The following is a 13511-nucleotide window of genomic DNA, read 5'->3' as shown; positions in this document are numbered from 1 at the left end:
AGCAATGGAGAAAAAAACAAAATTAACAATATCCGGCTCTGCAAAGAAATCTATAAGAAATATTGAGATAGCTAAAACTCAAGGGAAAAATTCTAGAGTAATTGAAAAGCAAAGCGGAAAATTCACTAATAGAGGTGGATCGTTTAGACCTGGTGTTGGAAAACCAAAATCTACTACTTCATTTAATAGAGGTGCACCATTAAAACCATCTTTTGCACCAAAATCTCCCCCAATTACAAGCGATTTTGAAAGAAGAAAACTTGCAGAGCAAAGAGCCACTAAAAGACTTAAGGGAGATAATGAAAAAGATAAAAAAACATTAAAAACTGAAACAAAAAAAAGAGAATTAAAATTAACTGTTTCAAGAGCATTAAGTGACGAAATAGAAGCAAGAGAAAGAAGTTTAGCATCAGTTAAAAGAGCTCGACAAAAAGAAATGAAAAACTCTTCTAAAGAAGATGCGCAAGAAAATTCAAAACCAGTAAAAAGAGACATCAATATTCCAGAAGCAATAACCGTTAGAGAGCTAGCTAATAGAATGGCGGAGCAATCTAGCAATGTAATTAAATATTTATTCGGAATGGGAGTAACTGTAACAATTAATCAAACTTTAGCTGCTGACACAGCTGAATTTTTAGTTAAAGAATTTGGACATAATCCAATAAGAGAAGAAAAAGCAGAAGAAATTATTCAAAAAATAAAAGCTACTAGAGTAGAAAATTTAAAAAATAGACCACCTATTGTTACAGTTATGGGCCATGTTGATCATGGTAAAACTTCTGTTTTAGATGTTTTAAGAAGTGCAAATGTAGTTTCAGGAGAGTTTGGTGGAATCACTCAGCATATCGGAGCATACCAAATTGAAAGTCAAAATAATAAATTAACTTTTATAGACACTCCAGGTCACGCAGCTTTTACCGAAATGAGAGCTAGAGGATCAAAATTAACAGATGTAGTAGTTTTGGTTGTTGCAGCTGATGATGGAGTAAAGCCACAAACAGTGGAGTCTATAAAACATGCAAAAGCTGCGAATGTTCCAATTGTAGTTGCAATAAATAAATGTGATCTTCCTGAAGCTGATCCACAGAAAATTAAAAATCAATTACTTGAACATGAGTTAATAGCAGAAGATTTATCTGGTGATACTTTAATGGTTGAGGTGTCTACAAAAACTAAACAAAATTTAGATAAGTTAGTTGAGTCTATAATTTTACAAGCCGAAATTTTAGATCTTAAAACAGATTATGAATCTAAAGCTACAGGAATTGTATTAGAGTCAAAAATAGATGTTGGGAGAGGACCGGTTGCAAATATTATTGTAACAACAGGTACTCTCAAAAAGGGCGACTTTTTTGTAAGTGGTTTAAAATGGGGAAAAGTTAGAGCAATAATTAATGATAAAGGTCAAAATATTAGTGAGGCTCCGCCATCAACTCCTGTAGAAGTTTTGGGTATAAATGGTGCTGCTAAAGCTGGAGATGATTTTATTGTTTTAGACACTGAAAAAGAAGCTAAAACTTTGAGTGAAAATAGAGCTCAAGAGAGCAAAGATGGAAAAAACCCTTTAACTTTTGCAACACAAGATTCTGCTTTTTCAGATAAGTCTTCTGAGGAATTAAATTTAATTATTAAATCCGATGTACAAGGATCATCTGAGGCTATCAAAAATGCGATTGCTCAAATTAAACATGAAGAAGTGAAACCAAAAATAATTTTAGCGGACATTGGAATGGTAACAGAGACTGATGTTACATTAGCCAAAGCATCAAATGCTGTTCTAATAGCTTTTAATGTTAAACCGAGCAAAGAGGCTAAAAAACTTGCTGAAAATGAAAAAATAAAAATCTCTTCCTATAATATCATTTATGAGGTGTTGGATTATGTTAAGCAAAAAATGTCTGGATTATTATCTCCTGATGTTCAAGAAACAATTACTGGAACAGCACAAATTCTCGAGATATTCAAAGTTTCAGGTGCTGGAAAAGTTGCAGGTTCAAAAATTACTGAAGGTGAAATAAATAGTAATTCTGATGTAAGAATTATTAGAGATGGAGCAATAATTTACACAGGAAAAGTTTCAACAATTTTTAGAGAAAAAAACCAAGTAAAACAGGTTAGTGATGGTCAAGAATGTGGAATTACCGTTAAAGATTATATGGATTTCCAAAAAAACGACACAATAGAGGCATTTAGTGTTACATCTACAGAGAGATCGATTTAATGGGTGATAGAATAGGAAAACCAGTATCACAAAGACAGCTTAGAGTTGGAGAGATGATTAAGCAGTCTTTAAGCATGATTTTTATAAGAAATGAGGCTAAGGTGCCGAATTTAGAAACAAATACTATAACAGTTACTGAGGTTAGAATGAGTCCTGATTTAAAAATTGCCAAAGCATATGTTCTTCCATTGGGAGGAAAAGATGCTGAAGAAACAATTAATGTTTTGAAAGAATACTCATTTTTAATAAGAAAAATTTTATCACAAAAAGTGGTTATGAAATTTTTACCAAAATTACTTTTTAGAAAAGATGAGTCTTTTGAGTATGCGGAAAAAATAGAAAACTTAATAAAACAAACAAATAAATAGGAAGAAAGAGGCATGAATAAAAAGGCACAAGAATTAGCAATGCACGATAAAGATACTGGATCTTCAGAAATCCAAATCGCTTTGCTAACAGAGAAAATTGAAACTCTCTCTAAGCATATTAAGCAATTCAAGAAGGATAAACATTCATCTGTTGGATTGTTGAGAGCGGTAAATAGAAGAAAGAAATTGTTGGAATACCTAAAAAAAAACAAAATGGATTCTTACAAAAATGTACTGTCCAAATTGAATTTAAGAAAATAGAAGTCAAGATAGATAGAACGGAATGGAACGAAACGAACGAAACGAAATGGAAATGAAATGTTTAAAGTATACAAGAAGGAAATTGAAGTAGCGGGAAAGAAGATAAGTTTAGAAACAGGTAAAGTAGCAAGACAGGCAGACGGTGCAATAATCGCAACATGTGGAGAGACAGTCGTACTAGCAACAGTAGTGGGGACAAAAAAAGTAAATCCTGATATGGATTACTTTCCATTATCTGTAAATTACCAAGAGAAATATTATGCAGCTGGAAAAATTCCAGGCGGATATTTTAAAAGAGAAGCAAGACCAACTGAGAGCGAAACATTAATCTCTAGATTAATTGATAGACCAATCAGACCTTTGTTTCCAGATGAATTTAAAAATGAAGTACAGTTATTACCAACTGTAATTTCATACGACAAAGAAAACGAACCAGATATTTTATCAATCACTGCTTCATCGGCAGCATTAGCTATATCAGGTATGCCATTTATGGGACCTGTAGGAGCCTCAAGGGTTGGATTCATTGATGGAAAATATGTTCTAAACCCATCTAAAGCAGAGCTAGAAAAATCGAGATTAGATTTAGTTGTAGCGGGTACGAAAGATGCTGTGCTTATGGTTGAATCAGAAGCAAGTGGTTTAACAGAAGAAGAAATGTTAAATGCAGTTAAGTTTGGTCACAAAGGCTTTGTTCCAGTAATTGAAATGATAGAGGAACTTGCAAAAGAATGTAGAAAACCTGAGTGGACAGTTGAGAAAAAAGATTTATCTGAAGTTAAGAAAAAACTTGAGGAAACTTTTACAGAAGATCTTAAAAAAGCTTTTGCTACAAGAGATAAACAAGAAAGATCAAATCAAATTTCTGAAATTACTGATAAAGCTAAAAAACTTTATGAGGAAGATGAAAACTACACAGATCTTGATGTTAACAGTCAGCTAAAAAGCCTAGAAAAATCAATTGTTAGAACTGATATTCTAAAAAATAAAAATAGAATTGATGGAAGAGGTTTATCTGATGTAAGACCTATCGAGTGTGAAGTGGGTATTTTACCTAGAGCTCATGGTTCTGCATTATTTACCAGAGGAGAAACCCAAGCAATTGTTGTAGCAACTCTAGGAACTTCTGATGACGAACAAAGAATTGAAAGTTTAGATGGGCTTCAGAGAGAACGATTTATGCTTCACTATAATTTTCCTCCTTTTTCTGTTGGAGAAACTGGAAGAATTGGAACTGGTAGAAGAGAAATTGGACATGGTAAATTAGCTTGGAGAGCAATTAACTCTTCATTGCCAGCTAAAGAGGCATTTCCATATACTTTTAGAGTAGTTTCAGAAATAACTGAGTCTAATGGTTCTTCTTCAATGGCTACTGTTTGCGGTACTTCTTTAGCTTTAATGGACGCTGGAGTGCCAATTAAAGAGCCAGTTGCAGGTATTGCAATGGGTTTAATTAAAGAAGGTGATGATTTTAGTGTCTTATCAGATATTTTAGGTGATGAAGATCATCTAGGTGATATGGACTTTAAAGTTGCTGGAACTAAAGATGGAATTACTTCTCTTCAAATGGATATCAAAATTACAGGTATTACATTTGAAATCATGGAGCAAGCATTAAGCCAAGCTAAAGATGGAAGAGTTCATATCTTAGGAGAAATGAATAAAGCATTATCAGCTTCAAGATCTGATGTTGGAAAACATACTCCAAAAATGGAGCAAGTTAACGTTGATAAAAAAGACATTGCTGCTGTCATTGGAAAAGGTGGTGCAACAATCAGAGAGATAGTTGAAAAATCAGGTGCGAAAGTAGATGTAAATGACGAAGGTGTGGTAACAGTCGCTGCTCCAGATGAAGAGTCTAGAAACATCGCAATGCAAATGATTAAAGACATAACTGCAAAAGCTGAACTGAATAAAATTTATTCAGGTAAAGTAATGAAGATTATGGAATTTGGTGCATTTGTTAATTTCTTAGGAAAACAAGACGGACTTGTTCATATCTCAGAACTTGCAGATAAAAGAGTTGCTAAAGTAACAGATGTTGTCAAAGAAGGTGATGAGGTAAAAGTTAAAGTGATTGGTTTTGATAGAGGTAAAGTTAAACTTTCTATGAAACAAGCTACTGAATAATTAATAGCTTAAATTTAAATTTTAAACCCCTTGAATGAGAGTTCTGGGGGTTTTTTTAATTAAAATTAACTAAATTTAGCTAATATTCTTCGGGTCAGGCATTCCAACCTTATTATATCCTGCATCTACATAGTGAATTTCACCAGTAACTCCGTTTGCGAGATCACTTAATAGATATAATGCTGAATTCCCAACATCATGGATATCTACGTTTCTTTTGAGAAAAGAATGGTCCTCATTCCATTTATATAGGAATTTTGCATCTCCAATCGCAGAAGCTGCCAATGTTTTAATAGGGCCCGCGCTTATTGCATTTACTCTCATGCCCTTGGCACCCAAATCTCGAGCTATATACTTAACACTAGCTTCTAAAGCTGATTTACAAACACCCATTACGTTATAATTTGGAATCGCTTTAGTAGACTCGTAAGTTAAAGTTAATAAACTTCCACCTTGTTTCATTATCTTTGAAGCTTCTTTTGCTACTTCAGTAAATGAAAAGCATGAGATTAGCATACTTCTTAAAAAGTTTTCCCTAGTCGTGTTTAAATACTCACCTGATAACTCTGATTTATCAGAGAAAGCAACTGCATGAACTACAAAATCAATTTCACCCCATTGGGATTTGATATCTTCAAATAATTTTACAACCTCTTCTTTTTTTTCAACATCACAACTAAATGTAACATTTGAATTTAATTTTTCTGCTAAAGGAACTACTCTTTTTTTCAAAGCATCGCCTAAATATGTAAATGCTAGTTCTGCTCCTGCTTCAGCAAGTTTTTGAGATATACCCCAGGCAATAGATCTTTCATTTGCAACACCCATGATTAATCCCTTTTTGCCTTTCATTAAACTCATAAATTAAACCTTTTCAAAAATTAAAGCTGCATTAGTTCCACCAAAACCAAAGCTATTTGACATTACTGTATTTAAAGTTACTGCCGTTTCAGTTTTTGAAACTATGGGAAATTTTTTAGCTTCCTCATCCATCTCACTTATGTTTGCAGACCCAGCTATGAAATTATTCTTCATCATTATCAAACAGTAAATTGCTTCATGAACTGAAGCTGCGCCAAGTGGATGTCCCGATAAAGATTTTGTTGAACTAATTTTTGGGATGTTATCTCCAAAAGTATTTTTAACTGCATTTAGCTCTGTTATATCTCCAACTGGAGTAGAAGTTCCATGAGTATTGATATAATCAATTTTATTTTTTGCAGTAGACATTGCCATTTGCATACATCTAACTGCACCTTCTCCTGATGGAGCCACCATATCGTATCCATCTGAAGTTGCTCCATAACCAGTTAATTCTGCGTATATTTTAGCACCTCTTGCTTTAGCATGTTCATATTCTTCAAGCACTAGCACACCTGCGCCACCTGCAATTACAAAACCATCTCTTGTTTTGTCATATGCTCTTGATGCTGTTTCAGGAGCGTCATTATATTTTGATGATAAAGCAGTCATCGCATCAAACATTGCTGTCATAGCCCAATGAACTTCTTCACTTCCACCTGCAAAAACAACATCTTGTTTGCCAATTTGAATTAATTCCATTGAATTACCAATACAGTGGCCACTTGTTGCGCATGCAGAACTCATTGTGTAGTTAGTTCCTTTAATTTTAAATGGAACCGCAAGTGTTGCAGAAGCTGTACTTGCCATTGTTCTTGGAACAATGAATGGTCCCATTAATTTTGGAGTTTTAGCTCTTGTCTTATCCGCAGCCAAAATAACATTTTCAATTGATGGACCACCAGAACCCATAACGATTCCAGTTTTAAAATTGCTAACTTCAGATTCTTCTAATCCAGAATCCTCAATAGCTTCTTTCATTGCAATATAATTATAAGCTGAACCTGAACCCATAAATCTAATTGTTTTTCGATCGATATGATCTTCTAATTTTATATTTGGTTTGCCATGAACATGACTTTTAAGATTATGTTCTTTATATTCCTCAGCATAAGAAATTCCTGATTTTGAATTAATTAATGATTGATGAACTTCCTCTTGGTTGTTTCCCAAACAAGAGACAATTCCTAATCCTGTAATTACTACTCTTCTCATTATTTAAATAACCCCACTTTCAAACTTTCTGCTGAATATATTTTTTTGTCATCAGCAAGTACAATTCCATTGGCAAGACCAACAGTTGTTCCACCTGGCGACATAATTTTTTTCATATCTATTTCGTACCTTACATTTTTAACATTTTGTAAAACTTCACCAGTAAATTTTACAGTACCAACTCCTAGAGCTCTACCTTTGCCAGGATTTCCTAGCCAGCCCAGAAAAAATCCAACTAGTTGCCACATAGCATCTAAACCTAGACACCCGGGCATGACTGGATCCTCTTTAAAATGACAGTCAAAAAACCATAGATCGTTTTTTATATCTAATTCAGCCTTTAAAGAGCCTTTATTGAAAGCTCCATTATTCTCGTTGATTTCAGTTATTCTATCAAACATCAACATTGGAGGAAGTGGTAATTTTGCATTACCTGGTCCAAAAAGATCACCATTTCCACAAGTTATTAGATCGTCATATGAGTAGGAATTTTTTTTCATATTTTTTGAGAAACCTTATTACTTGATTTAATGCCAATATAATATAATAAAACTGTATATTTTTATTCATACATTAGAATAATTATAAAATACAATGGTAAAAAACTGTAATTTTGTTGAAAAATTAAGAGATTTAGGACTTAGACCCACTAAACAAAGGGTTAAAATGTGTGAAGTTCTATTTAATAGAGAAAAAACTTTTCATTTTACAATCAATGATCTCGTAAAAATGATTTCTGAGGAGATGAATGAAAAAATTTCTTTAGCAACAGTTTACAACACTGTTCATGTATTTCAGAAAAAAGGTTATTTAAAAGAAATTTCGATTAACAGCGATAAAAGTTATTTTGATACTAACACATCTGTTCATCATCATTTTTATGATGAAGATACTCATCAGCTAATAGATTGTGATGAAAATGATATAGACCCAGTAAATATTAAAAAAAATATTACAGGAAAAAAAATAAATTCAGTTGAAGTTTTGGTTAAAGTTGCGAGTGATAATCAAACTCAAAAATAATTCAATTAAATCAATTATATAAAATCTAGATTATAATAATTCTAAACTATTGACATTAAAGTTTTAGACACTATATGGTCTATAAAGTTAAATTAAGGAGAAAAAAATGTCTTTAAAAGGAAGTAAAACAGAAGAGAACTTAAAAGCAGCATTCGCTGGTGAGAGTCAAGCAAATAGAAGATATCTTTATTTTGCACAAAAAGCTGACATCGAAGGTTATAATGATGTAGCTACGGTATTTAGATCAACAGCAGAAGGTGAAACTGGTCACGCACATGGTCACTTAGAATACCTTGAACAAGTTGGAGATCCAGCTACTGGGAAACCAATTGGTGAAACTAAAGCAAATTTAGCTTCAGCAATTGAGGGAGAAACGCATGAATATACTGACATGTACCCAGGTATGGCTAAAACTGCAAGAGAAGAAGGTTTTGAGGAAATTGCAGATTGGTTTGAGACTTTAGCAAAAGCTGAAAAATCACATGCTGGTAAATTTCAAAAAACTTTAGAGTCAATTGCCTAAATAATATTCATTAGTGGGCGTTTACCGCCCACTAAATTTAACAAAATTTCTAAAATCAAAAAAAATGAAAGAGCAACTTTTACAATTAATAAAAGATTGGTTTAATGAACCAGTGGTACTAGTTTCTTTATCATTAATTATAATTTCTAATATAATCGTATGAGCAAAGAAGGAAGTCTAGACGCCCCAATTCGTCACCCTATTGATTTTGAGCATCCAGATTTTTTAAATCCTGAAAAATTAGATGCAGAAATGCGAAGAGTGTTTGATATTTGCCATGGATGTCGAAGATGTTTTAATCTTTGTGATTCCTTTCCAAAATTGTTCGATATGATTGATGAGTCTGAAAATGAAGACGTAGAAAGTTTAAAAAGTGAGCAATTTGCTCCGGTTGTTGATGCCTGTACTCTTTGCGACATGTGTTTTATGACCAAATGTCCTTATGTACCTCCTCATGATTTTGATCTTGATTTCCCTCATTTAATGTTGAGGTACAGAACGGCACAGAAAAAATTAGGTAAATTACCAAGTGTTCCAATGCAATTAGCCCAAATAGATAGAAACGCAAAAATTGGGGTTTTATTTTCTAAAATAATTAATTGGGTATCAGATATAAAAAATAAGTTGTTCAGAAAAATATTAGAGGTAGTTGCTGGTATCGATAAAAGGGTTCAACTTCCAAAATACAATTCAGAAACTTTTTCTAACTTTTTTAAGAAAAATAATGACAAAATAAACTATGAGACAAAAACTAATGATAGAAAAGTTGTAATTTATTCTACCTGTTTTGTTAACTTTAATAAAAAAAATACGGGTGTTGCAGCTTTAAAAGTTCTAAAGAAAAATGGTGTAGAAGTTCAAGAAGCCTATCCTGGATGTTGTGGAATGCCATTCTTAGAGCAAGCTGATCTTCCTAAAGTTGTGGAACAGGCTAAAAAAGTTTCTAAAGATTTAGTTGAATGGATTAACAAAGGTTACAAAGTTGTTACATTAACCGCTAGTTGTGGTTTAATGTTAAAATTTGAATGGCCATTACTTTTACCTAATGATGATAAAATAAAAAAATTATCTGCAAACGTTATGGATATTGATGAGTATGTTGTTGATATTGCAAACAATGAGGGATTAGCAGATGGTTTACAAGAAATAGATGGTGGAGTGACAGTGCACCATGCGTGTCACGCAAGAGCACAAAACATGGGTATCAAAGCCAGAGATATGCTTAAACTTATCCCGAATGTTAAAATTGATGTTGTAGAAAAATGTGCTGGGCATGGTGGAACTTTTGGTGTGATGAAAGAAACACATGATCTGGCCAATAAAGTAGGAAGACCAACTGCAAGACAAATTAAAACAAAAAATAACAAGTACATGGCTTCTGATTGTCCTTTAGCAGGTAAGCACTTGAAGCAGCTTGAAGTGGATACTAACATCTCCAATGATGAGGCACTACATCCTATCGAATTGATGGCTAAAAGTTATAAATTATGATTATGCCAAGAGAAAAAAGAGAGATACAAAAAGAAGACATCATGCCATTGGATGTCTACACAAAAAATAGAAAAGAACTGAGAAAAAATATTGTTGATTTTAAAAAAAATAGAAGAATTGCATTAGGTCCTTATGCAACTTTTTATTTTGAAAGTTACGAGACAATGTTAGCTCAAGTTCAAGAAATGTTATATATTGAAAAAGGTGGAGACGAACAACTTAAAGATGAGTTGTCAGCATACAATCCTCTAATACCAAATGGTAAAGAATTAACAGCTACTTTGATGTTTGAAATAGACAATCCTATATCACGTGCAGCTTTCCTAGGAAAAGTGGGTGGAATAGAAGAAACAGTGTTTATGAAAATTAATGGAGAAAAAATAAAAGCTATACCAGAGGAAGATGTTGATAGAACATCAGCTGAAGGAAAAGCTTCTTCAGTTCAATTTATTCATTTTAATTTTTCAGATGACCAAATAGCTAAATTTAAATCTGAAGAAATTGAAGTTGAAATAGGAATAGATCATAAAGAATATTCCCATACTACCAAGCTGTCTTTAGAGAACAAAAAGTCACTTGCTGCTGATTTTAGTTAATTAAATCCCCAGATATTATCTGTTTTAACCCAACCTTGAAATTTTCCAGATGTTATCTGACACCATTCTTGTTCACACTTTTCTAATATTAATAACCTACCTTCCTTAATAAGAGCAATTGGTTTTGCAAAAGATGTAGGGTTTTTAAATAAAATTTTATCTTTTGTTGCAATTGCAGAATTATTTTTTTTTAATTGAGATATATGTATCCACCCACCATTATTTTTAAGGTCTATAATTCTTCTAAAGTTTTCTTTTTTATCTATTTGTTTTAAAGGAAGGTTAATTTTTTTGTAAACATATTTTACATCTGAATCAAAACTTGGACCGTACCTAACGTTTACTTTATTTTTTTTTAAAGAAACAAATATTTCATCAGCTGAACTTATTGAAATTGATAAGATAAAAATTAAAATTATTCTTATAATTAATTGCATAGACAGTTTTTTCTTTTTTTAATTTTTGCTTTTCTAAAATTTAAATTTAATAAATCAATAATTAAAATATAATTATTTAAACTTTGGCCTATATTTAAAATATTTTTTAAAATTTCATTAGCTTGCATCGTGCCAACTATTCCCGCTACAGTTCCCAGGATTCCTTCATATTCACAATTGAGTATTTCATCTGATATTTTTTCCTCTTGATAAAAACATCGAAGGCATGGTTCTTTTTTATTTTTGAAATTAAATGTAAAGATATGACCATCAAATTTACTTATAGCACCAGTTACCAAAAACTTTTTATACTTTAAACTTAAATCATTAATTAGAAATTTACTTTCAAAATTATCAGTTCCATCAACAATATAATCGTAATCTTTAATAATTTTTTGAAAATTAGATTTATTTAATTTGTAATTAAAAATTTTTATTTTTGTTAAAGAATTAATGTTGTTTAATTTTTTTTTAGCTATTTTGACTTTTAGTTGATTTAAATCTTTCTGATTGAATAAACTCTGCCTATGAATATTTGAAAGGCTTATTCGATCATGATCCACAATTCCTAATGAGCCAACCCCTGACCTAGTCAAGAATTCTGCTACTGGGCACCCGAGACCACCCATGCCTATTATTAATACTTTTGCATTTGTAATTTTATTTTGACCTAAAATACCAATATTTTTTAATATGATCTGTCTTGAAAAACGTTCGATTTGTTTTTTGTTTAATTTTTTGCTCATTTTCCTGTTGAGCCAAATCCGCCTTCGCCTCTAATTGTTTCTGGAAGCTCATCTGTTTCTTCAAAATTCATTTTTATCACTGGTGCAAGAACCATTTGAGCTATTCTGTCTTTATTGTTTATTAAAAAATCTTCTTTTCCGTGATTGTAAAGTATTACTTTTATCTCACCCCTGTAATCACTATCTATTGTTCCTGGTGTATTTAAAACATTAATATTATTTTTTGCTGCTAAACCTGATCTAGGTCGTATTTGAATTTCAAATTCATTTGAAAAAGCAACGGCAATTCCAGTTGGAACTAAACAAGATTTTTGGGATTTAAGTATAATAGGTTCTTTTATAAATGCCATAAGATCCATTCCCGAAGCCCCTTCTGTTTTGTAGGCAGGTAGCTCTATTGAAGGATCTAATTTTTTAACAAGGATTTTTGCCATTAATTTAATTGATCAATTATTCTATCAACTATTTCTTCAGAAATTTCAGATTTTCTTTTGTATGGTAGGATTTCACTTTTTAAAGGTTTATTTTTGTAGTGGATTACAACTTCATTATAATCAGAGTTAAATCCAATATTTTTTTTAGAAACATCATTAGCAATTATCCAATCACAATTCTTTTTATTTAATTTTTCTTCTGCATTTTTTAAAACTTCGTTTGTTTCTGCTGCAAAACCAATCACAATTTCAGGCCTCATAGAATTATGATTTGATATGTAATTTAAAATATCAATATTTTTTTCTAAATTTAAATTTAATGCTTCTTCTTTTTTTATTTTTGTTTGAGATTTATTTTTTACTTTAAAGTCCGATACTGCTGCTGAAAAAATTGCTACATCTACAGGTAAATTCTCTTGTGTAGCAGCAAACATTTCATCTGCTGTTTCAACTTCAATGAGTTTAATATCTTTTTCTACTTCTAGATTAGTTGGCCCTGAAATCAGAATTGTATCAAAACCTTTTTTCGATAGACATTTAGCTAGTTCATATCCTTGTTTGCCACTTGATTTATTTGTTATAAAACGCACAGGGTCGATATACTCATTTGTTGGACCCGCAGTAACTAAAGCTTTAAATTTTTTATTTTGACTTTGGTTTAAAAAAAATTGGTTTAACTCATCCGCAATTTTTAATGGTTCTGACATCTTACCTTCTCCGTATTCCCCACATGCCATATCTCCTATTTCTGGACCAATAAACTTATAACCAAAATCTTTTAATTTTTTTAAATTAGTTTTTGTAGATTTATGTTCCCACATTCTAACATTCATCGCTGGTGCTAAATAAATTTGTTTATTTGAAGCAAGTATTACAGTGGAAGCCAAATCATCTGTAGTACCTTGTGCTAATTTTGAAATTGTATTTGCTGTAGTTGGTGCAACGACAACTACGTCTGCCCATCTAGAAAGTGAAATGTGATCCATTTCAGTTTCGTTTTCTAAGCTAAACAAATCACTATAAACTTTACCTTGAGATAATGATGCTACTGATAATGGAGTTACAAATTCTTTAGCACTAGAAGTAAGTATAGTTTTAATTTCTGCACCATTTTTTTTTAATAATCTAATCGTTTCAAGACTTTTATAAGCTGAAATACCACCACAAATAATAAAAAGAATTTTTTTGTTATTAAGATTTTTCAT

Annotated in this window: 15 protein-coding genes; 8 read left to right on the top strand and 7 right to left on the bottom strand. The window is 31.7% G+C overall.

Annotation, left to right across the window (positions count from 1 at the left end):
- The first annotated feature begins 4 nt into the window (after nt 1–4).
- Genes infB through pnp form a run of 4 tightly spaced genes read left to right on the top strand, consistent with a single transcriptional unit; the run spans nt 5 to nt 4980 of the window.
- A complete protein-coding gene (gene infB, locus ACTTBO_RS00815) occupies nt 5–2221 on the top strand; it encodes a translation initiation factor IF-2 (RefSeq protein ID WP_440655759.1) in 2217 nt (738 codons plus the stop codon).
- Complete coding sequence (rbfA, locus tag ACTTBO_RS00810; protein WP_440655758.1) at nt 2221–2589, top strand: 30S ribosome-binding factor RbfA; 369 nt, start codon at nt 2221–2223, stop codon at nt 2587–2589. Before infB ends, rbfA begins: the two co-directional genes overlap by 1 nt.
- 12 nt (nt 2590–2601) lie before the next feature.
- On the top strand, nt 2602–2850 hold the full coding sequence (gene rpsO, locus ACTTBO_RS00805) for a 30S ribosomal protein S15 (RefSeq protein ID WP_075485648.1): 249 nt from the start codon (nt 2602–2604) through the stop codon (nt 2848–2850).
- Between the two features lie 57 nt (nt 2851–2907).
- Entirely contained in the window at nt 2908–4980 is a 2073-nt protein-coding gene (pnp, locus tag ACTTBO_RS00800) for a polyribonucleotide nucleotidyltransferase (protein WP_440655757.1), read from the top strand.
- A 75-nt stretch (nt 4981–5055) separates the two neighbouring features.
- On the opposite strand, the gene ACTTBO_RS00795 is transcribed toward pnp, so the two are convergent.
- Genes ACTTBO_RS00795 through fabA form a run of 3 tightly spaced genes read right to left on the bottom strand, consistent with a single transcriptional unit; the run spans nt 5056 to nt 7556 of the window.
- Entirely contained in the window at nt 5056–5841 is a 786-nt protein-coding gene (locus ACTTBO_RS00795; RefSeq protein ID WP_440655755.1) for an enoyl-ACP reductase FabI, read from the bottom strand.
- Between the two features lie 3 nt (nt 5842–5844).
- Nucleotides 5845–7056: a beta-ketoacyl-ACP synthase I gene (gene fabB / locus ACTTBO_RS00790; protein WP_440655753.1), complete on the bottom strand. Its 1212-nt coding sequence runs from the start codon at nt 7054–7056 to the stop codon at nt 5845–5847.
- On the bottom strand, nt 7056–7556 hold the full coding sequence (gene fabA, locus ACTTBO_RS00785) for a bifunctional 3-hydroxydecanoyl-ACP dehydratase/trans-2-decenoyl-ACP isomerase (protein WP_440655752.1): 501 nt from the start codon (nt 7554–7556) through the stop codon (nt 7056–7058). Before fabA ends, fabB begins: the two co-directional genes overlap by 1 nt.
- A gap of 94 nt (nt 7557–7650) precedes the next feature.
- On the opposite strand from fabA, the gene ACTTBO_RS00780 reads away from it, so the two are divergent.
- From ACTTBO_RS00780 to ACTTBO_RS00765, 4 genes are all read left to right on the top strand, one after another.
- Nucleotides 7651–8079, top strand: a complete 429-nt coding sequence (locus tag ACTTBO_RS00780) for a Fur family transcriptional regulator (RefSeq protein WP_440655751.1) — start codon at nt 7651–7653, stop codon at nt 8077–8079.
- 106 nt (nt 8080–8185) lie between these two features.
- The gene (locus ACTTBO_RS00775) at nt 8186–8602 is read left to right on the top strand and encodes a rubrerythrin family protein (protein ID WP_262590070.1); all 417 of its coding nucleotides are present in this window, start codon (nt 8186–8188) and stop codon (nt 8600–8602) included.
- 159 nt (nt 8603–8761) lie between these two features.
- The gene (locus ACTTBO_RS00770) at nt 8762–10093 is read left to right on the top strand and encodes a (Fe-S)-binding protein (protein WP_440655749.1); all 1332 of its coding nucleotides are present in this window, start codon (nt 8762–8764) and stop codon (nt 10091–10093) included.
- Nucleotides 10094–10095: 2 nt separating this feature from the next.
- Nucleotides 10096–10689, top strand: a complete 594-nt coding sequence (locus ACTTBO_RS00765) for a DUF3501 family protein (protein WP_440655748.1) — start codon at nt 10096–10098, stop codon at nt 10687–10689.
- Here the strand turns inward: ACTTBO_RS00765 and ACTTBO_RS00760 are convergent.
- From ACTTBO_RS00760 to coaBC, 4 genes are read right to left on the bottom strand one after another with little or no spacing between them, the layout of a single operon-like run.
- Nucleotides 10686–11126 carry an SH3 domain-containing protein gene (locus tag ACTTBO_RS00760; protein WP_440613543.1) on the bottom strand — a complete coding sequence of 147 codons (441 nt, stop codon included), beginning with the start codon at nt 11124–11126 and terminating at the stop codon, nt 10686–10688. The genes ACTTBO_RS00765 and ACTTBO_RS00760 overlap by 4 nt on opposite strands.
- Nucleotides 11117–11872, bottom strand: coding sequence for a HesA/MoeB/ThiF family protein (locus ACTTBO_RS00755; RefSeq protein WP_440648205.1), 756 nt, complete (start codon nt 11870–11872; stop codon nt 11117–11119). Before ACTTBO_RS00755 ends, ACTTBO_RS00760 begins: the two co-directional genes overlap by 10 nt.
- Nucleotides 11869–12306: a dUTP diphosphatase gene (gene dut, locus ACTTBO_RS00750; RefSeq protein ID WP_440655747.1), complete on the bottom strand. Its 438-nt coding sequence runs from the start codon at nt 12304–12306 to the stop codon at nt 11869–11871. Before dut ends, ACTTBO_RS00755 begins: the two co-directional genes overlap by 4 nt.
- Nucleotides 12306–13511, bottom strand: a complete 1206-nt coding sequence (gene coaBC / locus ACTTBO_RS00745; RefSeq protein WP_440655746.1) for a bifunctional phosphopantothenoylcysteine decarboxylase/phosphopantothenate--cysteine ligase CoaBC — start codon at nt 13509–13511, stop codon at nt 12306–12308. Before coaBC ends, dut begins: the two co-directional genes overlap by 1 nt.

Origin of the sequence: Candidatus Pelagibacter sp. HIMB1509, assembly GCF_052047855.1 — a bacterium.
In the GTDB taxonomy this organism is placed as follows: Bacteria; Pseudomonadota; Alphaproteobacteria; order Pelagibacterales; family Pelagibacteraceae; genus Pelagibacter.
This window is presented reverse-complemented; position numbering and strand designations above follow the sequence as displayed.